The following is a 25,093-nucleotide window of genomic DNA, read 5'->3' as shown; positions in this document are numbered from 1 at the left end:
GGCGAGCCCGGCGTGCCCCGTGCCGGGCCGCCGAATTCGCCTCCGGGCCGGGAGGCCCGGCTCCGCGCACCTGTCTCGGAGCCGGGCCGGTGGGGCTCAGTCCTTGAGCGCCGCGGCGACGGCCTCGGCCAGCGGCGTGGTGGCGCGGCCAAGCAGACGCGGCAGGTCGTCGCTGTCGGTGTAGAGGTCTCCGCGGGACGCCCCGATGCTGGCGTCGGCGTAATACTCGGCCGCCGCCCTCGGCACACCGACGCCGGCGAGGAAGTCGACGTACTCCGCCTGCGACAGGTTGCGGAAGGCGATCGGGCGACCGGACTGGCGACTGGCTTCGGCGGCCAGTTCGGCCAGGGTGATGGCGGGCGCGCCGCCCAGTTCGTACACCCGGTTCTCGTGCCCCTCGGTGGTCAGCACGACGGCGGCCGCGGCGGCGAGGTCGGCGCGGGTGGCGGCGGAGATCCGGCCGTCGCCGGTGGCCTCGACGAGCGCGCCGTGTTCCACGGCCTGAGGCAGCGCCGCGGTGTAGACCTCCAGGTAGAAGGTGTTGCGGAGCAGGACGTACGGCACGCCCGAGTCGCGGATCATCGCCTCGGTCGCCCTGTGCTCGTCGGCCAGCCGGATGCCGGTGGTGTCGGCGTTGAGGATGCTGGTGTAGGCGATCAGCCGTACCCCCGCCGCCGTCGCGGCCTCGACGACGTTGCGGTGCTGGGGCACCCGCTGTCCGACCTCGCTGCCGGAGACGAAGAGCAGTTTCTCGGCTCCGGACAGGGCACTGGCGAGGCTCTCCGGGTCGGTGTAGTCGGCCCGGCGCACCTGGACGCCGCGGGCGGCCAGCGCGGTCGCCTTCTGCGGGTCGCGGGCGGCGGCGACGATCTGCCCGGCGGGAACGCCCCGCGCCAGCAGTTCCTCGATGGCCAACGGCCCGTAGTGGCCGGTCGCTCCGGTGACAACGATCATGACAGCTCCTCCGCGAACCAGCGATTACCAACCAGACTGTACTAACTTTTCCACAGCGCGGCGACAGAGTGAGCGTCATCACCTCGGGCTGTGGGCTGCGACCGCTACCGTTGAGGCCATGGCGAAGGAGGTCCCGGCCGACGGGTGTGACGGCGACGACGCGATGGTCGCGGATGTCTTCGCCCGCGACTGCGCCTCGCGTCGCATCGTGGAGAACATCGCCGGCAAGTGGGGCATACTCGCCCTGGCTGCCCTGCACGAGGGCGCCTACCGGTTCAACGCGCTCCGTCGCCGGGTCGACGGGGTCAGCGAGAAGATGCTCGCCCAGACCCTGCAGGCCCTGGAACGCGACGGGCTGGTACGCCGTGAGGTGTACACGACGATTCCGCCGCATGTGGAATACAGCCTGACGCCGTTCGGGGCGCGGGTGGCCGCGGCGATCGTCGACCTGATCGAGATGGTCGAGGCCGAGGTGAACGCCAACCGTCGGTGACGCGTCGGCAGGCGCAGACACCGCCCGCTACCGGCGGACACAAAGGATCATTATCTTTCGCCGGCCATTCTGGTTTTCGCTGTCGGCGCCCGGTAGTCTTCGATTCCGAATCGAAGGAGGTCTGGGTGTCAGATTTCCAGGTCGATCCCTCCACCCTTAAGGGCGCCGCCGCCACCATGCACGATCTCGCCCACGATCTACGCGTCGGCCAATTTCATCTCTTTCTGCTCGACTGGGCCGATGCGCCAGCCAGTCATCCCGACCTGGCCAAGGCGATGAGCACCTTCGGGCGCTTCGCCCACGACCAGTACCAGGACGTGCTGGCCCTCCTGTCGGCGCTTTCCAGTCGGGTCGACGCGGCGGCCGGCGGATACCAGAAGACCGATGCCGCCGCGGAGCAGAAGATGACGCAGTTCCTTGTCCATTCGACTCTCAAGACGGCGGAACAGCGGAAAGACTGAGTGGTCATGGCCTACCGAGACGCGGTCGAGTACATCGAGGAGATGAATCCTGCTCACGTCCGGGCGGTCGGCGAGGAATGTCTCCGTACGAAAGGGATCATCAAGTCCGCGCTGCCCACGCTCACCGGGCTGTCCGGAAAGGTGGAGTGGCGGTCCGATGCCCGGGACCTGTACGAGAGGCGGCTCAACGAGACAATCGACCTGGCCGAGGGACTCCACGACGGGTTCGACAAGGCCGGGGCGGCGATCATCGACTACGCCGAGGCTCAGGAACGGGCCAAACGGCGGGTGGCGGAGGGGATCGCCGCCGAGAAGTCGCTGGGAGACCTGATCGCACCGATCGTCGCCACCCAGTCGCTCGTGGTCCGCGTCGCCGATCCACTGCGCCAGTGGCACGACCTGCGGTCCACCACCGGGCCCAGCGACTTTCTGATCGAGCTCGGGCAGCGGGACGCGATCGACAAGGTTCGCCCCCAGGCCGACGCCCTGTGGAACGCCGCCACCACCGCGTACGACGACGCGATCCGGCTGGAGACCGAGGCGCGCAGGGACGCGCTGCCCCGGTTGAAGGCGGCCTACGAGATGCTTCCGGACTTTCTCGCCAACTCGAAGCTGAGTGGGGAGATCGTCGACAAGACGCCGGGGCTGGAGGACGTCGGCACGGGCAACAAGTACCACATCGGCCCGCCGACGAAACCGTCCCTGACCTTCGACAGCGACTTCCCGTACGATCCGAACGCGGAGCCGACCGCTGGTGACTACCTGAGCTGGAACAAGTGGCGGCTCATGCTCCGGGCGGCCCAGGCAGGCCGGCCGGATCTCGACGACGCGACCGACGCCTACGCCCACTACATGGACGGCACGGGCACCGATCTGCGTATCGACTACGAGGAGGCGTACACCGAGGACGCGAACGTGCGTAAGGCGGTCGACAACGAGATCGCGTTGGCGCGGAGGGAGGCGGAACGGATCTACCGAGAGACCGGACAGACCGCCTTCCAGATGACGGGGGACCCGACATCGGCGCGCAAGCTCGTCGGCGAGTATCCGGCCAGCACCGAGAACTGGCAGAAGACGTTGGGCGACCACACGGTGTACGGCACCTCGGACGTGGTGGTGAACGGCAACCAGGTGACCATGAAGATCAAGGTTCACGCCGAGGACGTGTACAACTTCAACGCCGATGCCAACGACATCGCCACCGGCGCCCCGGACAACGAGAACGGCCGCTTCTCCACCCTCGGGTGGGCGAAGGAGTTCCGCACGTACGGCGAGGTGGAGCGGACGGTGACGTGGACGATCGGTGACCCGGGCAGTGTCCAGGTGTCCGGCGACGGAGGCACGGACCGCAACGCGCCCGGCGAGGATCGGATGGACGGGCGGAACAGTGGTTGACCAGCGGTCTCTCGGCATCGTCCTCGTCGGCCTGGTGGCGTTCACCGGCCTGGTCGGCTGCACCGACCAGCCGGTCGCGACGCCACCGGTGTCCCGGGGCATGCAGGGGACACCAGCTACGGAAGGAAGCGGTATGTCCGCAGGAGCCGTCCGCACGGATCGGGAGCCGATCGCTCGTCGGTTTCCCCGGCTGGGAGACTTCAGCGAGGTGCACTGGCTGGGCTCGACGATCGGCGGTTCCGGCGTGCCCGGGCCGTCGGACGTGCTGATCCAGGGTCTGGTGGTGCTGCGGCCGGAGGACCTGGCGGCGGCGCGGGCGGGATACCGCTGGGAGGAGGCTCCCGCGGGCTGGGACGCGAAGCTGGCCGACGCGCTGCGCCCGCTCGCGCCGCCGGCCGGCGACTGGCGGTACAACGGGCAGTTCGAGTCGGAGGTCTGCACCGCCCGGTACAGCGGCGACGTCTACCTCGACCTCGCCAGCGGCACCGTCTACCTCAACGTCAACTCCCGGTAGCGTCGGCCGCTCCCGGTAGCGTCGGCCGCGACGCACGCCGGCGGGTTGCCTTCCGTCCGCGGGTCGACGCCGTACCCGGGTTCGTCACCGCGGCGTGGACGCGGGGACACGGGAATCCTCTAGGCTCATCAGGCGATGGACGAGCTGACCCGCATCGCCGTCGGCGGCGACCGGCCGTACGACGTACTCGTGGGGCGTGACCTGCTGGCCGCGCTGCCGCCGCTGCTGCCCGGTGCCGAGCGGGTCGCGGTGCTGCACGCCCCGCCGCTGAAGGCGCACGCCGACGACCTGGTCGAGCGGCTCGGTGCCGCCGGGATCCGCCCGCTGGCCCTCGAGGTGCCGGACGCCGAGGCCGGCAAGAGCATCGAGGTCGCCGCCCGGTGCTGGGAGCGGCTGGGCGCGGCGGGCTTCACCCGCACCGACGCGGTCGTCGGGGTTGGCGGGGGCGCCGCGACCGACCTCGCCGGCTTCGTCGCGGCCTGCTGGCTGCGCGGGGTCCGCTGGGTTCCGGTTCCGACCTCGCTGCTCGGCATGGTCGACGCCGCCGTCGGCGGCAAGACCGGCGTCAACACGGCGGCGGGCAAGAACCTGGTGGGGGCCTTCCACCCGCCGGTCGGGGTCCTCTGCGACCTGGCGATGCTGGGCTCGCTGCCGGCGGTCGACCTGACCGCGGGTCTGGCCGAGGTGGTCAAGTGCGGCTTCATCGCCGACCCGGCGATCCTCGACCTGATCGAGGACGACCCGGTGGCCGCCGTCGACCCGACCGGCCCGGTGGTGCGGGAACTGGTCGAGCGGGCGATCCGGGTGAAGGCCGAGGTGGTCTCCGGCGACCTCCGCGAGGCGGGCCGGCGGGAGATCCTCAACTACGGGCACACGCTCGGGCACGCCATCGAGAAGGCCGAGGGGTACCGCTGGCGGCACGGGCACGCCATCTCGGTTGGCATGGTCTACGCCGCCGCGTTGGCCCGCCGGACGGGACGGCTGGACGCCCCGACCGCGGTCCGGCACCGGAGCCTGCTCACCACGCTCGGGCTGCCCACCTCGTACCGGGCCGACGCCTGGCCGGAGCTGCTGGCCACGATGCGGGTGGACAAGAAGGCCCGGGGCGACCGGCTGCGCTTCGTCGTACTGGACGGGCTGGCCCGGACCGCCATTCTCGAGGGACCGGACGACGGGCTGCTCCGGGAGGCGTACGCGGAGGTGGCCGAGGGCGGTGAGGCGGCGTGAAGGTGTACGTCCTCAACGGGCCGAACCTGGGCCGGCTCGGCACCCGCCAGGTCGACGTGTACGGGGTGACCAGCTACGCCGAGCTGGTGGCCGACTGCGAGGCCACCGGCCGGGAACTCGGGCTCGACGTGGAGGTACGGCAGACCGACGCCGAGCACGAGATGCTCGGTTGGCTGCACGCCGCGGCGGACGAGGGGGCGGCGGTGGTGCTCAACCCCGGTGCCTGGTCGCACTACTCGTACGCGATCCGGGACGCCTGCGCGATGCTGCGCGGACCGCTGGTCGAGGTGCACATCTCCAACATCCACGCCCGTGAGGAGTTCCGGCACCACTCGGTGGTCTCCGCGGTCGCCACCGGGGTGATCTGCGGCCTCGGCGTGGACGGCTACCGGTTGGCCCTGCTGCACCTCGCGCGGCGCCGCGGCTGATCCCGGCACGCGACCCGACCACCCCGGAGGCACGGTTCCGGCGTCGAACGGGGCAAAACGGCACGTCCCGGGCCGGCCCACGCTCCCGTCGTGACCTGGTCAAGACCGGCCCCGCACTCCTAGTAGACTTGCCAGGTCTGTCCGCCGACCTGAAGATCAAGGCAGGAAATGGCCACCACCAACGACCTCAAGAACGGCCTGGTTCTCAACCTCGACGGCGAGCTCTGGACCGTCGTGGAGTTCCAGCACGTCAAGCCCGGCAAGGGCGGTGCGTTCGTCCGCACCACGCTCAAGAACGTGCTCTCCGGCAAGGTCGTCGACAAGACGTTCAACGCGGGCACCAAGGTCGACACGGCCACCGTCGACAAGCGCACGATGCAGTACCTCTACGCCGACGGTGAGGACTACGTCTTCATGGACCTGGAGACGTACGACCAGATCACCGTGCCCGGCGGCACGGTCGGCGAGGCAGCCAAGTACCTCCTGCCCGAGGCCGAGGTGATCGTCGCCACCCACGAGGGTGTGCCGCTCTACGTCGAGCTGCCCGCCAGCGTCGTGCTCGAGGTGACGTACACCGAGCCGGGCCTGCAGGGTGACCGGTCGACCGGCGGCACCAAGCCGGCGACCGTCGAGACCGGCGCGACCGTCCAGGTGCCGCTCTTCATCACCACGGGTGAGAAGATCAAGGTCGACACCCGCGACGGGCGCTACCTCGGCCGGGCCTGATGGCCGAGGGGCCCAAGCAGCAGATGCCGGCGCGCCGCAAGGCGCGCAAGCGGGCGCTGGACGTCCTCTACGAGGCGGACCTGCGGGCCCGCCCGGCGGTCGAGGTGCTGGCCAGCTATCTACAACGGCTCGAACAGCGGCCAGAGCACCTGAGCTACGCGATCGGGCTGGTCGAGGGCGTGGCGGCACACCAGAGCCGGATCGACGAGCTGATCGAGAGCTACGCCGAGGGCTGGACGCTGGATCGGATGCCGGTCGTCGACCGCAACCTCGCCCGGATCGCCATCTACGAGCTGCTCTACGTCGACGAGATCGACGACGCGGTGGCGATCAGCGAGGCCGTCGAGCTCGCTCGGCAGATGTCGACCGACGACTCACCCCGCTTCCTCAACGGCGTCCTGGGCCGGATCGCCGATTACGCCACCCGCTGACCCGGACGGGATCAGCGGGTGACGTGGCCCTTGCCGGGTGGCCGGGCCGGCGCCGACCGTGCTCAGCGGGTTTCCCGGTTGTCGAGGTGACGTGCCCCGAGCCGGCGAGCCGGCCGATGTGCTGCCGGGCAGCGCGCGTCCGGCCAGCCGGCCGGGCGCGGCAGTGGAGTCTGACCGGCCGCGGTGGTCGACATCACCCGTACCGGCCTGTGACATGGTCTGCCTCCCATGGTCGTGTTGGGCGGTGGCCGGCCATGGCGGGCAGTGATGATCGTCGGCGTCCGGAGCCCGGATGTTCCCGTCCGGCGGCCCGGGCACTCGCCAGGGTTCCGGTCCGGTGCTCCCGGACGACCAGCGGGGCCGGTGGACCCGGGCCCCGCTGGTCAGCGCGTTACCTCAGGAGGTGAAGAGCGCCCGAGGGTCGGCGACGAGTACGCCGTGTTCGGTGAGCCGCTCGATCAGACCGGAGGGGGAGGAGTCGTAGACGATCGCGAGCGCCCGCAGGTCGTCCGCGCGAATCGACAGTACCCGCCCGTTGTAGTCACCGCGCTGCTGCTGGATGGCCCGGGCGTAGCGCGCGACGTAGGCGAGTTCCTCGGAGGTGTCGTCGTAGAGCCGCTCCAGATCGAGAACGATCTTGCTGGTCGGCTCGTGACGAACGCCACTGCCGTCCGGCAGCAGCTCCGAGACGGGTACCCGGTAGAAGTCGGCGAGTTCGGCGAGACGCGACACCGTGACGGCTCGGTCGCCCCGCTCGTACGAGCCGACGACGACGGCTTTCCACCGCCCGTTGGACTTTTCCTCCACCCCCTGCAGGGACAGGCCCTGCTGCTGACGGATCGAGCGCAGGCGCGCGCCCAACGACTTGGCGTATTCAGAGGGCATTCGGCACTCCCAGTGCTGGTCGGGGATCTCCCCAGCGATCGCTACGGAGCGTGACGGTACGGGGATAACGACACGCGGTCAAGTGCTAGTTACCTACCTATTGCAAAGATCGGGTTCTGCCTGCCGTTTTGTCTCGGCTGACCGCTCGGTCAGCCACCGGTCGGGGTCGGCCCCGTGGCCAGTGGTAACGTGGCTGAAGCCCCGGTCCGGGCACGCCGCCAGGTGCCGGAGGTCCGACGTCCTTTAACGACCCGTCCCGTGAGGCGGGGAAGGAGGTCCGCCCGTGGCGTACCCGCAGGCTGCCCAGCCGCAGCCGGTACCACCACCGTCCGTGAAGGTGATCCTCACCAGCGCCGAGCTGGCCCGGATGGTGGACCGGATCGCCCACCAGATCCTGGAGAAGACCCAGGGTGCCGCCGACACCGTCCTGCTCGGCATCCCCACCCGGGGCGCCCCGCTGGCCCGCCGGCTGGCCGCCCGGATCAGCGCCTTCGAGGGGATCGAGGCGCCGGTCGGTGTGCTGGACATCACGCTCTACCGCGACGACCTCCGGCGTCACGCCGTTCGCGCGGTCGGGCCGACCGAGGTCCCCCGTGGGGGGATCGACGGCAAGCGGGTGATCCTCGTCGACGACGTGCTCTTCTCGGGCCGCACCGTCCGGGCCGCGCTGGACGCGCTGAACGACCTCGGCCGGCCCAGTTCGGTGCAGCTCGCCGTCCTGGTCGACCGCGGCCACCGCGAGCTGCCGATCCGCGCCGACTACGTGGGCAAGAACATCCCGACCGCGCTGTCCGAGAGCGTCAAGGTGACCCTCGCCGAGACCGACGGCAGCGACGAGGTCCGACTGATCGCAGGGCGGGCGCAGTCGTGAAACACCTCCTGTCCGGGGCCGACCTCGACGCGGCCACCGCCACCCTGATCCTGGACACCGCGGCCGAGATGGCCAACGTCGCCGGGCGCGAGGTGAAGAAGCTTCCCGCGCTGCGTGGCCGGACCGTGGTCAACCTCTTCTACGAGGACTCGACCCGGACCCGCATCTCGTTCGAGGCGGCCGCCAAGCGGCTCTCCGCCGATGTGATCAACTTCTCGGCCAAGGGCTCCAGCGTCTCCAAGGGCGAGAGCCTGAAGGACACCGCGTTGACGCTTCAGGCGATGGGGGCCGACGCGGTGGTGGTGCGCCACCCCGCCTCCGGGGCGCCGCACCGGCTGGCGAACTGGGTGGACGGCTCCGTCATCAACGCCGGGGACGGCATCCACGAACACCCCACCCAGGCGCTGCTCGACGCGTACACGATGCGGTCGCGGCTGGGCCGGATCGCCGGGCTGCACGTCGCGGTCGTCGGTGACGTGCTGCACAGCCGGGTCGCGCGCTCCAACGTGCTGCTGCTCGCCACCCTCGGCGCCAAGGTGACGCTGGTCGGGCCGCCGACGCTGATCCCGGTCGACATCGGCACCGCGCTGGCCCCCGGCACCGAGGTCTCGTACGACCTGGACGCCGTCCTCCCCACCGCCGACGTGGTGATGATGCTGCGGGTGCAGCGGGAGCGGATGGACGACTCCTACTTCCCGTCGGCCCGTGAGTACGCCCGGCGCTACGGCCTGGACGGGCCCCGGATGCGCCGGCTGCCGGACCACGCGATCGTCATGCACCCCGGACCGATGAACCGGGGTATGGAGATCGCCCCCGAGGTCGCCGACTCACCCCGCTCCACCATCGTCGAACAGGTCACCAACGGGGTCTCCGTCCGGATGGCCGTGCTGTATCTGCTGCTGGGGGGACTGACATGACCGAGTCGTACCTGATCCGGGGCGTCCGGGTGGTCGGCGCCGCGCCGACCGACCTGCTGCTGCGCGACGGCGTGGTGGCCGAGGCCGGGCACGGCCTGACCGCCCCGGGTGCGACCGTGGTCGACGCCGACGGGCTGGTCGCGCTCCCCGGCCTGGTCGACCTGCACACCCACCTGCGCGAGCCGGGGCGGGAGGACGCCGAGACGGTCGAGTCCGGCTCCCGCGCCGCCGCGCTCGGCGGCTACACCGCGGTGTGCGCGATGGCCAACACCTCCCCCGTCGCCGACACCGCCGGCGTGGTCGAGCAGGTGTGGCGGCTCGGTCGCGAGGCCGGCCTGGTCGACGTGCAGCCGATCGGCGCGGTCACCGTCGGGCTGGCCGGTGAGCACCTGGCCGAACTGGGTGCGATGGCCTCCTCGGCGGCCCGGGTCCGGATCTTCTCCGACGACGGGCACTGCGTCGCCGACCCCCGGCTCATGCGTCGGGCCCTGGAATACGTCAAGGCGTTCGACGGGATCATCGCCCAGCACGCCGAGGAGCCGCGGCTGACCGTCGGCGCCCAGATGCACGAGGGCGAGGTCGCGACGCGGCTCGGCCTGACCGGCTGGCCGGCGGTCGCCGAGGAGGCGATCATCGCCCGCGACGTCCTCCTCACCGAACACGTCGGCAGCCGGTTGCACGTCTGCCACGTCTCCACGGCCGGCAGCGTCGAGGTGCTCCGACACGCCAAGGCGCGCGGGGTCCGGGTCACCGCCGAGGTCACCCCGCACCACCTGCTCCTCACCGACGAGCTCGTGGCCGGGAGGGCGGTGCTGGGCACCCCCGAACTCGCGGGCACCTGGCGACCGACCACCAGCTACGACCCGGTCTTCAAGGTCAACCCCCCGCTGCGGACCGCCAGCGACGTGGCGGCGCTGCGCCAGGCACTCGTCGACGGGATCATCGACGTCGTCGCCACCGACCACGCACCGCACGCACTGGAGGACAAGGAGTGCGAGTGGGCGTACGCCCGGCCGGGAATGCTCGGCCTCGAGACGGCGCTGTCGGTGCTGCTCGCCGTCGTCGGCGAGCGTTGGGACCTGATCGCCGAGCGGATGTCCCGCACCCCGGCCCGGATCGCCGGGCTGACCGAGCACGGTCGTGACCCCGCGCCCGGGGTGCCGGCCAACCTGACCCTGGTGGACCCGGCCGCCCGGCGGACGGTGGATCCGGGCGAGCTGGCCAGCCGCAGCCGCAACACCCCGTACGCCGGGATGACGCTGCCCGGCCGGGTCGTCGCGACGTTCCTGCGCGGCGAGCCGACGGTGCTGGACGGAAAGGCCGTGAAGTGATCCGAACGAGGAGCGCGCGGTCCGGGGCGACGGGCGGCGGCGCCGAGCGTTCCCGGGCCGCCCGCGTGGGGCGCGGTGGCGCGGGAGTCGCCGGGGGTCGCCGTGGTCCGGCAGTCGTCGTGGGGCGCTGCCGTGCGGCAGACGTCGTGGGGTGCGGCGGAACGCGAGGAGGACGGCCTGCGAGTCCCGCAGTCCGGATCGGAGGGGCGCGGTGAGTAATCGGAGGAGGCCGGCGATCCTGGTCCTCGAGGACGGGCGCACCTTCCGCGGCGAGTCGTACGGCAGCGTGGGGGAGACCTTCGGCGAGGCGGTCTTCACCACGGCGATGACCGGGTACCAGGAGACGCTGACCGACCCGTCGTACCACCGGCAGGTGGTGGTGCAGACCGCGCCGCACATCGGCAACACCGGGGTGAACGACGAGGACGACGAGTCCGGCCGGATCTGGGTCGCCGGCTACGTCGTCCGGGACCCGGCCCGGATCGGCTCGAACTGGCGGGCCACCGGCGGCCTGGAGGACCGGCTCGCCACGGAGGGCGTCGTCGGGATCTGCGGGGTCGACACCCGGGCCCTGACCCGACACCTGCGGGAGCGGGGCGCGATGCGGGTCGGGGTCTCCAGCCTGACCGAGGATCCGGCGGAGCTGCTGGCCCGGGTCCGACAGACGCCGCGGATGGTCGGCGCGGACCTCTCGGCCGAGGTGACCACGGCGAAGCCGTACACGGTCGAGGCCGAGGGGGAGCACCGGTTCACCGTCGCCGCCCTCGACCTCGGGATCAAACGGAACGTGCCGCGCCGGCTTGCCGCCCGGGGCGTCACCACCCACGTCCTGCCGGCCCACTCGACCATCGACGACCTGCTCGCCACCGGGGCCGACGCCGTCTTCTTCTCGCCCGGCCCCGGCGACCCGGCCACCGCCGATCACCCGGTGGGGCTGGCCCGCGAGGTGATGCGGCGGCGGATCCCGCTCTTCGGCATCTGCTTCGGCAGCCAGATCCTCGGCCGGGCGCTCGGATTCGGCACCTACAAGCTGGGGTACGGCCACCACGGCGTCAACCAGCCGGTGCTGGACCGGGCCACCGGAAAGGTGGAGGTGACCAGCCACAACCACGGCTTCGCCGTCGACGCGCCGCTCGACCGGGTCGTCGACACCGACTTCGGCGCGGTCGAGGTGAGCCATGTCTGCCTCAACGACAACGTCGTCGAGGGGCTGCGGGCCAGGGACGTCCCGGCCTTCACCGTGCAGTACCACCCCGAGGCGGCGGCCGGCCCGCACGACGCGGACTACCTGTTCGACCGCTTCGCCGAGCTGATCGAAGGCGGCAAGCATGCCTAAGCGGAGCGATCTGCGGCACGTCCTGGTGATCGGGTCCGGCCCCATCGTCATCGGCCAGGCCTGCGAGTTCGACTACTCGGGCACCCAGGCGTGCCGGGTCCTGCGGAGCGAGGGGCTGCGGGTCAGCCTGGTCAACTCGAACCCGGCGACCATCATGACCGACCCGGAGTTCGCCGACGCGACGTACGTCGAGCCGATCACCCCGGAGTTCGTCGAACTGGTCATCGCCCGGGAACGTCCCGACGCGCTGCTGCCCACCCTCGGCGGGCAGACCGCGCTGAACACCGCCGTCGCGCTACACGACTCCGGCGTGCTCGCCAAGTACGGCGTGGAGCTGATCGGCGCCAACATCGACGCGATCCGCCGGGGCGAGGATCGGCAGCTCTTCAAGGAGATCGTCGCCAAGGCGGGCGGGGAGACCCCGCGCAGTCGGGTCTGCCACTCCATGGAGGAGGTCCGGGCGACCGTCGCCGAGCTCGGACTGCCGGTGGTGATCCGGCCGTCGTTCACCATGGGCGGGCTCGGCTCCGGGATGGCCCACACCGAGGAGGACCTGGAGCGGATCGCCGGGGCCGGCCTCGTCGCCAGCCCGGTGCACGAGGTCCTGATCGAGGAGAGCGTCCTCGGCTGGAAGGAGTACGAGCTCGAGCTGATGCGGGACCGCAACGACAACGTCGTGGTGGTCTGCTCGATCGAGAACCTCGACCCGATGGGCGTGCACACGGGTGACAGCATCACCGTCGCCCCGGCGATGACCCTCACCGACCGGGAGTACCAGCGGATGCGCGACGTCGGCATCGCGGTGCTCCGCGAGGTCGGGGTCGACACCGGGGGCTGCAACATCCAGTTCGCGGTCAACCCGCGTACCGGCCGGCTGGTCGTGATCGAGATGAACCCCCGGGTCTCCCGGTCGTCGGCGTTGGCCTCCAAGGCGACCGGCTTCCCGATCGCCAAGATCGCCGCGAAGCTCGCCATCGGCTACACCCTGGACGAGATCCCCAACGACATCACCCGGAAGACGCCGGCCGCGTTCGAGCCGACCCTCGACTACGTGGTGGTGAAGGTCCCCCGGTTCGCGTTCGAGAAGTTCCCGGCCGCCGACAAGGAGCTCACCACGACGATGAAGTCGGTGGGCGAGGCGATGAGCCTGGGCCGGAACTTCGCCGAGGCGCTGAACAAGGCGCTGCGCTCGACGGAGACGAAGCAGGCCGGATTCTGGACGGTCCCGGACCCGGAGGGGGCCACCCTGGAGTCCACCCTGGCGGCGCTCGCCACCCCGCACGACGGCCGGCTCTACACGATCGAGAGGGCCCTGCGGCTCGGCGCCTCGGTGGCCGAGGTCTCGGCCGCCACCGGCGGCATCGACCCCTGGTTCGTGGACCAGATCGCCAGCCTGGTCGAACTGCGGGCCGAGATCGTCGGTGCCGCGGTCCTCGACGAGGAGCTGCTGCGCCGGGCAAAGCGGGCCGGGATCTCCGACCGGCAGCTCGCCGCGCTGCGTCCGGAGCTGGCCGCCGAGGACGGGGTCCGCACCCTGCGGCACCGGCTCGGGGTACGTCCGGTCTACAAGACGGTCGACACCTGCGCCGCCGAGTTCGCCGCCGGTACGCCGTACCACTACAGCAGCTACGACGAGGAGTCCGAGGTCGTCGGGTCGGATCGGCCGAAGGTGCTGATCCTCGGCTCCGGACCGAACCGGATCGGCCAGGGCATCGAGTTCGACTACTCGTGCGTACACGCGGTCCAGGCGCTCCGCGCGGCCGGCTACGAGACCGTGATGGTCAACTGCAACCCGGAGACCGTCTCCACCGACTACGACACCGCCGACCGGCTCTACTTCGAGCCGCTGACCTTCGAGGACGTCCTGGAGGTATGGCACGCCGAGGACACCTCCGGCAAGGAGGCGGGCGGGCCCGGGGTGGTCGGGGTGATCGTCCAGCTCGGCGGGCAGACCCCGCTCGGACTCGCGCAGCGGCTCAAGGACGCCGGGGTGCCGATCGTCGGCACCTCGCCGGAGTCGATCCACCTGGCGGAGGACCGGGGCGCGTTCGGCGCCCTGCTCGACGCCGCCGGGCTGCGCTCCCCGGCGCACGGCAGCGCCACCTCGTACGACGAGGCGCGGACGATCGCCGAGGAGATCGGCTACCCGGTGCTGGTCCGGCCGTCGTACGTGCTCGGCGGCCGGGGGATGGAGATCGTCTACGACGACGCGACGCTGCGGGACTACATCACCCGGGCCACCGACATCTCCCCGGACCATCCGGTGCTGGTCGACCGGTTCCTCGACGACGCGATCGAGATCGACGTGGACGCCCTCTGCGACGCCGACGGCGAGGTCTACCTCGGCGGGGTGATGGAGCACATCGAGGAGGCCGGGATCCACTCCGGCGACTCCTCCTGCGCGTTGCCGCCGATCACCCTCGCCAGCTCGCACCTGGCGGCGGTCCGCCGGTACACCGAGGCGATCGCCCGGGGCATCGGGGTCCGGGGGCTGCTCAACGTCCAGTACGCGCTGAAGGACGACACCCTCTACGTGCTGGAGGCGAATCCCCGGGCCTCCCGGACCGTGCCGTTCGTCTCCAAGGCGACCGCGGTGCCGCTGGCCAAGGCGGCGGCCCGGATCATGCTCGGGGCCACCATCGCCGACCTGCGGGCCGAACGGCTGCTGCCGCCGAGCGGGGACGGCGGCACCCTGCCGGCGGACGCGCCGGTTGCGGTGAAGGAGGCGGTGCTGCCGTTCAAGCGGTTCCGTACCCCGACCGGCAAGGGTATCGACGCGCTGCTCGGCCCGGAGATGAAGTCGACCGGCGAGGTGATGGGGATCGACACCGCCTTCGGGCATGCCTTCGCCAAGTCGCAGGCCGCGGTCTACGGCTCGCTGCCGACCCGGGGCAAGGTCTTCGTCTCGGTCGCCAACCGCGACAAGCGCGGCATGATCTTTCCGGTCAAGCGCCTCGCCGACCTCGGCTTCGAGATCGTCGCCACGGTCGGCACCGGTGAGGTGCTGCGCCGCTACGGCATCTCCTGCGAACTGATCCGCAAGCACTACGAGGAGGACGGCGCGGGCCCCGACGCGGTGTCGCTGATCGAGGCGGGGGAGGTCGCACTGGTGATCAACACTCCGCAGGGGTCGGGGGCGAGCGCCCGCTCCGACGGGTACGAGATCCGTAGCGCGGCGGTCGGCGCGGACGTGCCGTGCATCACCACCGTGCCGGGTGCGGCGGCGGCGGTGATGGGGATCGAGGCGCTGATCCGGGGCGACATGGCGGTCCGCCCGCTTCAGGAGCTGCACGCCGCCCTCCGGGCGGGCGAGTGACCACCACCGCTCCCGGCCGGCCCGGCGCCGCGCCGACCCTCTTCGACCGGCTCGTCCGGCCGGCGCTGTTCCGGATCGGCGGCGGGGACGCCGAGACGGCGCACGAGTGGACGCTGCGTCGGCTTGCCGGGATCTCCCGGTGGCCGGCGCTGCTGGCCGTGTTGCGGGCCCGGTACGCGGTCTCCGCCCCCCGGACGGTCTTCGGTATCGACTTCCCCAACCCGGTCGGGCTGGCCGCCGGGATGGACAAGGACGGGCGGGCGCTGCCGGCCTGGCCGGCGCTCGGCTTCGGCTTCGTCGAGGTCGGCACGGTGACCGCGCACGCACAGCCCGGCAACCCCCGCCCCCGGCTGTTCCGGCTGCCCGCCAGCGAGGCCGTGATCAACCGGATGGGCTTCAACAACGCCGGCGCGGGGGCGCTGGCCGCCCGACTGGCGGCGCGACGGCGTCCGCTCGGCGTACCGCTCGGGATCTCCCTGGGCAAGTCGAAGGTCACCCCGCTGGACGAGGCGGTCGAGGACTACCTCGCGGCCTACCGGGCGCTGCTGCCGTACGGCGACTACTTCGCGGTCAACGTCTCGTCCCCGAACACTCCCGGGCTGCGGACGCTCCAGGACCGGGAGCACCTGGACGCGCTGCTGACCGCGCTGGTGGGGGAGAAGCCGATCCTCGTCAAGATCGCGCCGGACCTGACCGACGCGGCGATCGCCGAGGTGCTCCAGGTCTGCCTCGACCGGGGCGCGGCGGGGGTGATCGCCACCAACACCACGCTGGGCCGGGACGGTCTCGCCCCCGCGGACCTGCCCCGGGCCGCCGAGGCCGGGGGGCTCTCCGGCCGGCCGCTGGCCGCGCGGGCCCGGCAGGTGGTCGCGTTCGTGCACCGGGAGACCGGCGGGAAGCTGCCGGTGATCGGCGTCGGCGGGATCCTCGACCCGGCCGACGGCACCGCGCTGCTGGATGCCGGAGCCAGCCTGGTGCAGCTCTACACCGGCTTCGTCTACCGCGGGCCGGCCCTGGTCCGCGCGCTGGCCCGGGCGGCCCGGGGCTGACGCCGAGAGGAGGAGGCGATGCGCGCCGAGGCGGCCGTGTCCGGCCGGGAGGCCGGCCTGACGCCCGAGCAGATCGTCGCGGCCGACCGGGCGCACGTGTGGCACCCGTACGCCCCGATGTCGGCCCGGATCGACCCGTACGTGGTCGCCAGCGCCTCGGGGGTGCGGCTGCGCCTGGCCGACGGCCGGGAACTCGTCGACGGCATGTCGTCGTGGTGGGCGGCGATCCACGGGTACCGGCATCCGGTGCTGGACGCCGCGGTCACCGACCAGCTCGGCCGGATGAGCCACGTGATGTTCGGTGGTCTCACCCACGAGCCGGCCGTCCGGCTGGCCCGAACCCTGGTCGAGCTGACCCCGCCCGGTCTGGAGCACGTCTTCCTCTGCGACTCCGGCTCGGTCTCGGTGGAGGTGGCGGTGAAGATGGCCCTCCAGTACCAGCGCGGCCGGGGCCGTCCCGAGCGGCGCCGGCTCGCCACCTGGCGGGGCGGATACCACGGCGACACCTTCCATCCGATGAGCGTCTGCGATCCGGTCGGCGGCATGCACGCACTGTGGAGGGGCGTACTTCCCCGCCAGGTCTTCGCCGACGCGCCACCGTCCGGTTTCGCCGCCCCGCTCGACGAGGCGTACGCGGCGTCCCTGGTGGACGCGGTGCGCCGGCACGCGGACGAGGTCGCCGCGGTGATCGTCGAGCCGGTGGTCCAGGGTGCCGGCGGGATGCGCTTCCACAACCCGGGATACCTGCGGGTGCTCCGGGAGGTGACCCGGGAGCACGACATCGTGCTGATCTTCGACGAGATCGCCACCGGGTTCGGCCGGACCGGGGCGCTCTTCGCGGCCGAGCACGCCGGGGTCGCTCCGGACGTCATGTGCCTCGGCAAGGCGCTCACCGGAGGCTACCTCAGCCTGGCCGCCACCCTCTGTACGCCGGAGGTCGCCGAGGGCATCTCCGGGACGGGTGTGCTCGCCCACGGTCCGACGTTCATGGGAAACCCGCTCGCCTGTGCGGTCGCAAACGCCTCCATCGGGCTGCTGCGGGCCGGAAACTGGGCGGGGGAGGTGTCGAGACTGGAGGCGGGGCTGAAGGCCGGCCTGGCGCCGCTGCGGGGCGCCCCGGGGGTCGCCGACGTTCGGGTGCTGGGTGCGATCGGGGTGGTCCAGCTCGACCACGACGTCGATCTGGCGGCGGCGACCGCGGCCGCCGTCGCGCACGGCGTCTGGCTGCGGCCGTTCCGGGATCTCGTCTACACGATGCCGCCGTACGTCACCGACGACGCGGATCTGGCCCGGATCTGTACGGCGATCGCCGCCGCGGTGGCGGCCGGCTGATTCCCCGACGCGTTCCGGACGACCGCCCCGGCACGTTCTGGACGACTGCCCCGCACGTGTCGGGCGGCCACCCTCCGGCACGTTCCGCGGGGGCGCCACGGCGGGCGCGCCGGGCGTGTACCCGGTCGGCGCGGGATCGGGGTGGGTGCGGGAAACCGGCGGGCGCCGGGTTGGCGACGGGAGGTGTCGGGCCGCCACCGGCGGTCCGGAGAGGAGGAAGCGCATGGAGACCTTCGGCAGCCGGCTCAGCCGGGCCATGGCGGAGCGTGGCCCGCTCTGCGTGGGGATCGACCCCCACCCCGCCCTGCTGGTCCGGTGGGGCCTCTCCGACGACGTCGCCGGGCTGACGCGGTTCAGTCAGACCGTGGTCGAGGCGCTCGGCGACCGGGTCGCGGTGGTGAAGCCGCAGTCCGCCTTCTTCGAACGATTCGGGTCCCGAGGGCTCGCGGTGCTTGAGTCAATTATCCGACAGTTGCGGGCTGCCGGAGCGCTCGTCCTGCTGGACGTCAAGCGCGGCGACATCGGTTCCACCGCGGCGGCGTACGCGGACGCCTACCTTGATCCATCCAGCCCCATGTATGTCGACGCCGTCACCGCGAGCCCCTTCCTGGGGGTCGGCGCGCTCGCGCCGATGTTCGACATGGCGCGCTCGCACGGCGGCGGTGTCTTCGTCCTGGCACTCACCTCGAACCCCGAGGGGGCGAGCGTGCAGCGCGCCCGGTGCGTGGACGGGCGGACCGTCGCGCAGGCGATCATTGACGAGATTTCGCAGCTCAACGAGGGTGCGGAGCCGCTGGGAAGCATCGGGCTGGTGGTCGGGGCGACCGTCGGACCCACCGGGCACGACCTGTCCACACTGAACGGACCGCTCCTCGCTCCGGGGCTCGGCGCCCAGGGTGGACGCCCCGCCGACCTGCGCGCCGTCTTCGGCGACGCGCTCGGTGCGGTGCTTCCGTCGTACTCCCGGGAGGTGCTCGGCGCGGGCCCCGAACCGGCCGCGTTGCGGGCTGCGGCGGACCGTGCGCTCGCCGAGTGCCGGGCCGTGCTGACCACCGCTGGTCCGTGATCTCGCGGTCACCCTGACATGATCATGGCGCGCCCACGTTGCCGAAAGCTCCGTTGACCGCTAGTTTTCCCCGCGCTGGGAACCACATACCCCTTTGGTTCCCAGGCACACCACGTTTCACAGATGCGGCGGTGCGTTCCGCCCGCCGCGATAGGGACCTGAGGAGAACTGGTGCCGCTCCCCCAACTGAGCCCCGAGCAGCGCGCTGCCGCGCTGGAAAAGGCTGCGGAGATCCGCAAAGCCCGTGCCAAGCTCAAGGAAGAGCTGAAGCAGGGCAAGACCACCCTCGCCGCTGTCCTGGAGCGGGCTGAGGCGGACGACGTCGTCGGCAAGCTGAAGGTCTCCGCCGTCCTTCAAGCGATGCCGGGAATCGGCAAGATCCGGGCCACCCAGATCATGGAGAAGCTCAAGATCGCCGACAGCCGTCGCCTCCGTGGCCTCGGGGAGCAGCAGCGCAAGGCCCTGCTTGGGGAGTTCTCGGCGAACTAGTGCCACTCGCCGTGTAGAAACAAGCAGTGGCTACGCATGACGATGTCCGCCAGGCGGCTCGTCTCACGGTCCTTGCCGGCCCCTCCGGGGCCGGCAAGGACAGCGTGACAGCACTCGTCCGGGCCCGGTCGCCCGGGCTGTGGCGTGCGGTCCCGATGACCACCCGTCCCCGTCGGCACCACGAGGTCGACGGCGTGCACTACCGTTTCGTCGACCGGGCGGAATTCGCCCGACTCCTCGAGGCGGGACAGTTGCTGGAGTGGTCGGACATTGGCGCCTATCGTTATGGGACGCCGCGTGAGCCGGTGCGGAACTGGCTGTCGGCCGGTCGGCCGGTCCTGCTGACGATCGACCTCCGGGGGGCCCGCCAGGTGCGGGCGGCGATGCCGGAGGCCCGGCTGGTGTATCTCGCGCCGCCCGGCGACGACGGCCGGGCCGCGGGTCCGGAATTTGACGTCACAATCGTGAACGACGTCGTCGAGCGGGCCGCCGACGAACTGGTAGGCTTGCTCGGTTCGTCCTCCTTGACGCCGACCTGACGCAAGGCGGAACGAATCTCGAACGTCAGATCCGACTCCGACCTGACCGCCCTCGGCGGTCGCGCAGACACAGAGGTTCGCACCCGTGGGATCCATCGCCAGTCCCGAAGGCATCACCAACCCGCCGATCGACGAGCTGCTCGAGAAGACCTCGTCCAAGTACGCCCTGGTGATCTTCGCCGCCAAGCGGGCCCGCCAGGTCAACGCCTACTACAGCCAGCTCGGCGAGGGCCTGCTGGAGTACGTCGGCCCACTCGTGGAGACCACGCCGCAGGAGAAGCCGCTCTCGATCGCGCTGCGGGAGATCAACGCGGGTCTGCTCACCGCCGAGCCGACCGACCAGCCGTAGCGCCGGCCGTACGCCGTCCATGACCGCGGTCGTACTCGGCGTCGGCGGGGGGATCGCCGCCTACAAGGCCTGCGAACTGCTGCGCCTGTTCACCGAGTCGGGGCACCGGGTCCGGGTCGTCCCGACCGCCGCCGCGCTGCGGTTCGTCGGCGCTCCGACCTGGGCGGCCCTGAGTGGGCAGCCGGTCGCTGACGACGTCTGGGCCGACGTGCACGAGGTCCCGCACGTCCGGCTCGGCCAGGGCGCCGACCTGGTCGTCGTCGCGCCGGCCACCGCCGATCTGCTGGCCAAGGCGGCCCACGGCCTCGCCGACGATCTGCTGACCAACACCCTGCTGACCGCGCGGTGCCCGGTGCTGCTCGCGCCGGCGATGCACACGGAGATGTGGGAGCATCCGGCGACCGTGGAGAACGTCGCGACGCTGCGCCGCCGCGGGGTGCTGGTGCTCGATCCTGCGGTCGGCCGGCTGACCGGGCCCGACACCGGCAAGGGCCGGCTCCCCGACCCGGCCGAGATCTTCGCGGTCGCCCGCCGGGTCCTGGCCCGGGGCGTGGACGCTCCCCGCGACCTGGCCGGGCGGCGGGTCGTGGTCACCGCCGGCGGGACCCGGGAACCGCTCGACCCGGTGCGGTTCATCGGCAACCGCTCCTCCGGCAAGCAGGGCTACGCGTTCGCCCGCACCGCGGTGGCCCGGGGCGCCCGGGTCACCCTGATCGCGGCCAACGTGGCGCTGCCCGACCCGGCCGGGGTGGACCTGGTCCGGGTCTCGACCACCGAGGAGCTGCGCAAGGCCACGCTGGAGGCGGCCGAGTCGGCGGACGCGGTGGTGATGGCGGCCGCTCCCGCGGATTTCCGCCCGGCGACGTACGCCTCCGATAAGATCAAGAAGTCGGGACGCGGGGACACGCTCACGGTCGAGCTGGTCGCCAACCCCGACATCGCCGCCGAACTCGGCGAGCGCCGGCGGCCGGGACAGGTCCTGGTCGCCTTCGCCGCCGAGACCAGCGACGCCGAGGCCAACGCCCGGGCCAAGCTGGCCCGGAAGCGGGCCGACCTGATCGTCGTCAACGACGTCGGGCAGGGCCGGGTCTTCGGGGCCGACACAAACCGCGCCGTCGTCCTCGGTGCTGACGGTTCGTCGACAGCATTTTCCGAGCAATCCAAGGAAGATCTCGCCGAGGCCGTCTGGGATCTGGTAACAACGCGCTTAGCCGGATCGTCATCAGCCGGTGCGACCGTGTAGGGAACTGGACCAGGCGGTGGACGAACTAAACTGCCGCGAAACGCGTATTCGACACTTTTAGGAGCACCGTGGTACGCCGCTTGTTCACATCCGAGTCGGTCACGGAAGGCCACCCGGACAAGATCGCTGACCAGATCAGCGACGGGATCCTCGACGCGCTGTTGGACCAGGATCCGCGCAGTCGGGTCGCGGTCGAAACGCTCATCACGACCGGCCAGGTGCACGTCGCCGGTGAGGTGACCACGAAGGCGTACGCCGACATCCCGGCCATCGTCCGCGACACCATCCTCGGCATCGGCTACGACTCGTCGAAGAAGGGCTTCGACGGGGCCTCGTGCGGTGTCAGCGTGTCGATCGGTTCCCAGTCGCCCGACATCGCCCAGGGCGTGGACAGCGCGCTCGAACTGCGCTCCGGCGAGTCGGAGAGCGCGCTGGACGCGCAGGGCGCCGGTGACCAGGGCATGATGTTCGGCTTCGCCTGCTCCGAGACGCCGGAGCTGATGCCGCTGCCGATCGCCCTGGCGCACCGGCTGGCCCGTCGCCTGGCCGCCACCCGCAAGGACGGCACCATCCCGTACCTGCGGCCGGACGGCAAGACACAGGTCACCATCGAGTACGACGGCCTGCGGCCGGTTCGGTTGGACACCGTCGTCGTCTCCAGCCAGCACGCCGCCGACATCTCGCTCGAGTCGCTGCTCACCCCGGACATCCGCGAGCACGTCATCGAGCCGGAGCTGGAGGGGCTCGGCCTGGACGTCGACGGCTACCGGCTGCTGGTGAACCCGACCGGCCGGTTCGAGATCGGCGGGCCGATGGGTGACGCTGGGCTGACCGGCCGCAAGATCATCGTCGACACGTACGGCGGGTACGCCCGGCACGGCGGTGGCGCCTTCTCGGGCAAGGACCCCTCGAAGGTGGACCGCTCGGCCGCGTACGCGATGCGGTGGGTGGCGAAGAACGTGGTCGCGGCCGGGCTCGCCGAGCGCTGCGAGGTCCAGGTGGCGTACGCGATCGGCAAGGCGCACCCGGTCAGCCTCTTCATCGAGACCTTCGGCACCGAGAACGTACCGGTCGACCGCATCGAGCGCGCCGTCCGCGAGGTCTTCGACCTGCGGCCGGCCGCGATCATCCGGGACCTCAACCTGCTCCGCCCGATCTACCAGCAGACCGCGGCGTACGGCCACTTCGGCCGCGAGCTGCCGGACCTGACCTGGGAGAGCACCGACCGCGCCGCCGACCTCAAGTCGGCTGCGGGAGCCTGACCAGCGGTACGCGCAGCGACCGGCAGCCCGCGCCCGGGCTGCCGGTCGCTCGCGTCTGCGTGGATGTACCCCTGGCCCACCTGGACCGCCTCTTCGACTACCTCGTGCCCGCGGAGCTGGCCGAGCAGGCCCGGCCCGGCACCCGGGTGCGGGTGCGGTTCGCCAACCACCTGGTCGACGGGTGGCTCATCGAGCGGGTCGCGCTCTCCGAGCACGGCGGCCGGCTGAGCTACCTGGACCGGCTGGTGTCGCCCGAGCCGGTGCTGACCCCGGAGATCATCCGACTGGCCCGGGCGGTTGCCGACCGGTACGCCGGCAACCTCTCCGACGTGCTGCGGCTGGCCGTTCCGCCTCGACACGCCCGGGTCGAACGCGAGTCCGGGTCGGTCGGCGGACCCGCCAGCGGCACTCCCGGTGGCGGCCCGGCTCCGGCCGGAGGCGCCGGCGCGACGTCGGGCGGGGCCGGTGGCGCGGCGCCGGCTCCGGGCGACCCCGGGGCCTCGGCCGGGAGGGACGGCGGGGCGCCGGCGCTCGCCGGCGCCGCGGCTGCCCACGGGACGGACGGCGAGCCGCCGGTCGGGGGCGACGATCCGGCCGGGACCGGGTGGGCGCGGTATCCGGCCGGCCCGGGGTTCCTGCGTGCCCTCGCCGCCGGCCGGGCCCCCCGGGCGGTCTGGACGGCGTTGCCGGGCGAGGACTGGGCGGCCCGGTTCGCGGAGGCCGCCGCGGCGACCGTCCGCGGCGGACGCGGGGTCGTGGTGGTGGTCGCCGACGCCCGCGACCTCAACCGGCTCGACGCCGCGGTGACCCGCCGCCTGGGGAGTGGCCGGCACGTCGCGCTCTCGGCGGCGCTCGGACCGGCCCGGCGGTACCGGGCCTTCCTGGCCGCCGCCCGGGGGCAGGTGCCGGTGGTGATCGGCACCCGCGCGGCGATGTTCGCTCCGGTGGCGAACCTGGGTCTGGTCGCGATCTGGGACGACGGGGACGACCTGCACGCCGAGCCTCGGGCGCCGTACCCGCACGCCCGGGAGGTGCTGCTCACCCGGGCCCAGCTCGGTGGCGCCGCCGCGCTCGTGGCCGGGTACGCCCGCACGGTCGAGGGACAGCTGCTGGTGGAGACCGGGTGGGCGCGGGAGATCGTGGCCGACCGGGCCACGCTGCGGTCCCGAATGCCGCGGGTGATGCCGACTGGCGACGATCCGCAGCTCGCCCGTGATCCCGCGGCCGCGTCGGCGCGGCTGCCCAGCCTTGCCTGGGAGGCCGCCCGGGCGGCGTTGCGGGCGGAGGCGCCGGTGCTGGTCCAGGTGCCCCGCCGGGGTTACCTGCCGGCGGTGGCCTGTGCCGACTGCCGGGCCCGGGCCCGCTGCCCGCACTGCTCCGGTCCGCTCGGGCTGCGGTCGGCGACCGCCGCCCCCACCTGCCGCTGGTGCGCCCGGGTCGCCGCCGGATACGCCTGCCCGACCTGCGGTGGTCGCCGGCTGCGGGCCGCCGTCGTGGGGGCCCGCCGTACCGCCGAGGAGCTCGGGCGGGCGTTTCCCGGGGTGCCGGTGCGGACCTCGGGGCGGGACGAGGTGTTGGAACGCGTGCCGGGCGGCGCCGCGTTGGTGATCTCCACTCCCGGTGCCGAACCGGTCGCCACGGGCGGCTACGGCGCGGTGCTGCTCCTCGACTCGTGGGCCCTGCTCACCCGGGCCGACCTGCGGGCGGCGGAGGAGGCGCTGCGGCGCTGGCTGGCGGCGGCGGCGCTGGCCCGGCCGGCCTCGGCCGGCGGCCGGGTGGTGGTCGTCGCCGACGGTGGGCTGGCGCCGGTGCAGGCGCTGCTGCGCTGGGACCCGGCCTGGTTCGCCGGTCGGGAACTCGCGGAGCGGCGCGAGCTGGGGTTCCCACCGGCGGCGCGGATGGCGGGCGTGACCGGTACCGCGGCCGCCGTGGCGGAGCTGCTGGCGGCCGCGCGGCTGCCCGACGGCGCGGAGCTACTCGGCCCGGTGCCGGCCGGCGACGGGCAGGAACGGATGCTGGTGCGGGTCCCCCGGTCCCGGGCCGCCGCCCTCGCCGCCGCGCTGCATGCCGCGGCGGGGGTCCGGACCGCCCGCAAGGCGGCCCAGCCGGTCCGCCTCCAGATCGACCCGCTCGACATCCTGTGATCCCGCGTCACCCGTGATCCCGCGCTTCCCTCCGGGGTCCCCTCTCGGCCCGGTCGTACGGTTCCGGCCCGGCCCTCCTGTCCGCGTTTCCGGCCGACCCGTCGCTTTCCCGGTCGGACCCGTCCTTTCCGAGGCGGCGCCGCTGCCTGCTCACCCGTGGCGAGAGGGCTTGTACGTACCGTGGTTTTCCATCGGCCTCACCCGGGGTATCCAATAGGTGACGTACGTGGTGTCCGACCGGGTGGCCATGATCTGGGTGATACCATCGCCCCCTCATGCTTCACGGGTGGCGTAATGGTACGTAATTGCGCCGGTTCGGCGCTCATACTATTGAT

24 protein-coding genes are annotated in these 25,093 nt (G+C 72.2%); 22 read left to right on the top strand and 2 right to left on the bottom strand.

Annotation, left to right across the window (positions count from 1 at the left end; all coding sequences use genetic code 11):
* Positions 1-96 precede the first annotated feature (96 nt).
* Positions 97-954: an SDR family oxidoreductase gene (locus tag EF879_RS25270; protein WP_123562874.1), complete on the bottom strand. Its 858-nt coding sequence runs from the start codon at positions 952-954 to the stop codon at positions 97-99.
* A gap of 118 nt (positions 955-1,072) precedes the next feature.
* On the opposite strand from EF879_RS25270, the gene EF879_RS25265 reads away from it, so the two are divergent.
* The 8 genes from EF879_RS25265 to nusB all read left to right on the top strand — a co-directional run bounded on the left by EF879_RS25265 (position 1,073) and on the right by nusB (position 6,629).
* Entirely contained in the window at positions 1,073-1,447 is a 375-nt protein-coding gene (locus EF879_RS25265; RefSeq protein ID WP_123562872.1) for a helix-turn-helix domain-containing protein, read from the top strand.
* A gap of 125 nt (positions 1,448-1,572) precedes the next feature.
* The gene (locus tag EF879_RS25260) at positions 1,573-1,908 is read left to right on the top strand and encodes a hypothetical protein (protein WP_123562870.1); all 336 of its coding nucleotides are present in this window, start codon (positions 1,573-1,575) and stop codon (positions 1,906-1,908) included.
* 6 nt (positions 1,909-1,914) lie between these two features.
* The gene (locus EF879_RS25255) at positions 1,915-3,303 is read left to right on the top strand and encodes a hypothetical protein (RefSeq protein ID WP_148086551.1); all 1,389 of its coding nucleotides are present in this window, start codon (positions 1,915-1,917) and stop codon (positions 3,301-3,303) included.
* Positions 3,296-3,817 carry a hypothetical protein gene (locus EF879_RS25250; RefSeq protein ID WP_233604741.1) on the top strand — a complete coding sequence of 174 codons (522 nt, stop codon included), beginning with the start codon at positions 3,296-3,298 and terminating at the stop codon, positions 3,815-3,817. The genes EF879_RS25255 and EF879_RS25250 overlap by 8 nt, the downstream gene beginning before the upstream one ends.
* Before the next feature lie 135 nt (positions 3,818-3,952).
* On the top strand, positions 3,953-5,044 hold the full coding sequence (aroB, locus tag EF879_RS25245) for a 3-dehydroquinate synthase (RefSeq protein WP_123562866.1): 1,092 nt from the start codon (positions 3,953-3,955) through the stop codon (positions 5,042-5,044).
* Positions 5,041-5,472, top strand: a complete 432-nt coding sequence (gene aroQ / locus EF879_RS25240; RefSeq protein ID WP_123562864.1) for a type II 3-dehydroquinate dehydratase — start codon at positions 5,041-5,043, stop codon at positions 5,470-5,472. The genes aroB and aroQ overlap by 4 nt, the downstream gene beginning before the upstream one ends.
* A 168-nt stretch (positions 5,473-5,640) precedes the next feature.
* Complete coding sequence (efp, locus tag EF879_RS25235; RefSeq protein ID WP_123562862.1) at positions 5,641-6,198, top strand: elongation factor P; 558 nt, start codon at positions 5,641-5,643, stop codon at positions 6,196-6,198.
* A gap of 23 nt (positions 6,199-6,221) precedes the next feature.
* Positions 6,222-6,629 (top strand): transcription antitermination factor NusB, encoded by a 408-nt coding sequence (gene nusB / locus EF879_RS25230; RefSeq protein WP_199736605.1) that lies wholly within the window; start codon positions 6,222-6,224, stop codon positions 6,627-6,629.
* Positions 6,630-7,025: 396 nt separating this feature from the next.
* Here the strand turns inward: nusB and EF879_RS25225 are convergent, their stop codons facing one another.
* On the bottom strand, positions 7,026-7,514 hold the full coding sequence (locus EF879_RS25225; protein WP_123562858.1) for a transcriptional regulator: 489 nt from the start codon (positions 7,512-7,514) through the stop codon (positions 7,026-7,028).
* 283 nt (positions 7,515-7,797) lie between these two features.
* Between EF879_RS25225 and pyrR the strand changes: the two genes are divergently transcribed.
* From pyrR to EF879_RS25155, 14 genes are all read left to right on the top strand, one after another.
* Positions 7,798-8,385 carry a bifunctional pyr operon transcriptional regulator/uracil phosphoribosyltransferase PyrR gene (gene pyrR / locus EF879_RS25220; RefSeq protein ID WP_370375559.1) on the top strand — a complete coding sequence of 196 codons (588 nt, stop codon included), beginning with the start codon at positions 7,798-7,800 and terminating at the stop codon, positions 8,383-8,385.
* The gene (locus tag EF879_RS25215; protein WP_123562856.1) at positions 8,382-9,302 is read left to right on the top strand and encodes an aspartate carbamoyltransferase catalytic subunit; all 921 of its coding nucleotides are present in this window, start codon (positions 8,382-8,384) and stop codon (positions 9,300-9,302) included. Before pyrR ends, EF879_RS25215 begins: the two co-directional genes overlap by 4 nt.
* On the top strand, positions 9,299-10,633 hold the full coding sequence (locus EF879_RS25210) for a dihydroorotase (protein WP_123562854.1): 1,335 nt from the start codon (positions 9,299-9,301) through the stop codon (positions 10,631-10,633). The genes EF879_RS25215 and EF879_RS25210 overlap by 4 nt, the downstream gene beginning before the upstream one ends.
* 211 nt (positions 10,634-10,844) lie before the next feature.
* Positions 10,845-11,969: a glutamine-hydrolyzing carbamoyl-phosphate synthase small subunit gene (gene carA, locus EF879_RS25205; protein ID WP_123562852.1), complete on the top strand. Its 1,125-nt coding sequence runs from the start codon at positions 10,845-10,847 to the stop codon at positions 11,967-11,969.
* On the top strand, positions 11,962-15,285 hold the full coding sequence (gene carB, locus EF879_RS25200) for a carbamoyl-phosphate synthase large subunit (RefSeq protein WP_123562850.1): 3,324 nt from the start codon (positions 11,962-11,964) through the stop codon (positions 15,283-15,285). Before carA ends, carB begins: the two co-directional genes overlap by 8 nt.
* Complete coding sequence (locus EF879_RS25195; RefSeq protein WP_123562848.1) at positions 15,282-16,334, top strand: quinone-dependent dihydroorotate dehydrogenase; 1,053 nt, start codon at positions 15,282-15,284, stop codon at positions 16,332-16,334. The genes carB and EF879_RS25195 overlap by 4 nt, the downstream gene beginning before the upstream one ends.
* 57 nt (positions 16,335-16,391) lie before the next feature.
* Positions 16,392-17,666, top strand: coding sequence for an adenosylmethionine--8-amino-7-oxononanoate transaminase (locus EF879_RS25190; protein ID WP_123562900.1), 1,275 nt, complete (start codon positions 16,392-16,394; stop codon positions 17,664-17,666).
* A gap of 223 nt (positions 17,667-17,889) precedes the next feature.
* Positions 17,890-18,732, top strand: a complete 843-nt coding sequence (pyrF, locus tag EF879_RS25185; protein ID WP_123562846.1) for an orotidine-5'-phosphate decarboxylase — start codon at positions 17,890-17,892, stop codon at positions 18,730-18,732.
* 171 nt (positions 18,733-18,903) lie between these two features.
* Positions 18,904-19,221, top strand: a complete 318-nt coding sequence (mihF, locus tag EF879_RS25180; protein WP_123562845.1) for an integration host factor, actinobacterial type — start codon at positions 18,904-18,906, stop codon at positions 19,219-19,221.
* A 26-nt stretch (positions 19,222-19,247) separates the two neighbouring features.
* Entirely contained in the window at positions 19,248-19,760 is a 513-nt protein-coding gene (locus EF879_RS25175) for a guanylate kinase (protein ID WP_123562843.1), read from the top strand.
* A gap of 85 nt (positions 19,761-19,845) precedes the next feature.
* On the top strand, positions 19,846-20,109 hold the full coding sequence (gene rpoZ / locus EF879_RS25170; RefSeq protein ID WP_123562841.1) for a DNA-directed RNA polymerase subunit omega: 264 nt from the start codon (positions 19,846-19,848) through the stop codon (positions 20,107-20,109).
* A gap of 19 nt (positions 20,110-20,128) precedes the next feature.
* Entirely contained in the window at positions 20,129-21,352 is a 1,224-nt protein-coding gene (gene coaBC, locus EF879_RS25165) for a bifunctional phosphopantothenoylcysteine decarboxylase/phosphopantothenate--cysteine ligase CoaBC (protein WP_123562839.1), read from the top strand.
* Positions 21,353-21,420: 68 nt separating this feature from the next.
* Positions 21,421-22,614, top strand: a complete 1,194-nt coding sequence (gene metK / locus EF879_RS25160) for a methionine adenosyltransferase (RefSeq protein ID WP_123562837.1) — start codon at positions 21,421-21,423, stop codon at positions 22,612-22,614.
* A 59-nt stretch (positions 22,615-22,673) separates the two neighbouring features.
* Positions 22,674-24,758, top strand: coding sequence for a primosomal protein N' (locus tag EF879_RS25155; protein ID WP_123562835.1), 2,085 nt, complete (start codon positions 22,674-22,676; stop codon positions 24,756-24,758).
* Positions 24,759-25,093: the final 335 nt, after the last annotated feature.

Origin of the sequence: Micromonospora sp. HM5-17 (genome assembly GCF_003762835.1) — a bacterium.
Taxonomy (GTDB): Bacteria; Actinomycetota; Actinomycetes; order Mycobacteriales; family Micromonosporaceae; genus Plantactinospora.
Note: the sequence above shows the minus strand (reverse complement) of the source record. Positions and strands in the feature narration are given on the sequence as shown.

Excerpts from the sequence above, each read along its gene's own strand:
- EF879_RS25270 (WP_123562874.1), bottom strand. The coding sequence starts at position 954 with ATGATCGTTGTCACCGGAGCGACCGGCCACTACGGGCCGTTGGCCATC.
- EF879_RS25255 (WP_148086551.1), top strand. The coding sequence starts at position 1,915 with ATGGCCTACCGAGACGCGGTCGAGTACATCGAGGAGATGAATCCTGCT.
- nusB (WP_199736605.1), top strand. The coding sequence starts at position 6,222 with ATGCCGGCGCGCCGCAAGGCGCGCAAGCGGGCGCTGGACGTCCTCTAC.
- efp (WP_123562862.1), top strand. The coding sequence starts at position 5,641 with ATGGCCACCACCAACGACCTCAAGAACGGCCTGGTTCTCAACCTCGAC.
- pyrF (WP_123562846.1), top strand. The coding sequence starts at position 17,890 with ATGGAGACCTTCGGCAGCCGGCTCAGCCGGGCCATGGCGGAGCGTGGC.
- EF879_RS25210 (WP_123562854.1), top strand. The coding sequence starts at position 9,299 with ATGACCGAGTCGTACCTGATCCGGGGCGTCCGGGTGGTCGGCGCCGCG.
- aroB (WP_123562866.1), top strand. The coding sequence starts at position 3,953 with ATGGACGAGCTGACCCGCATCGCCGTCGGCGGCGACCGGCCGTACGAC.
- EF879_RS25265 (WP_123562872.1), top strand. The coding sequence starts at position 1,073 with ATGGCGAAGGAGGTCCCGGCCGACGGGTGTGACGGCGACGACGCGATG.
- coaBC (WP_123562839.1), top strand. The coding sequence starts at position 20,129 with ATGACCGCGGTCGTACTCGGCGTCGGCGGGGGGATCGCCGCCTACAAG.
- carB (WP_123562850.1), top strand. The coding sequence starts at position 11,962 with ATGCCTAAGCGGAGCGATCTGCGGCACGTCCTGGTGATCGGGTCCGGC.
- EF879_RS25225 (WP_123562858.1), bottom strand. The coding sequence starts at position 7,514 with ATGCCCTCTGAATACGCCAAGTCGTTGGGCGCGCGCCTGCGCTCGATC.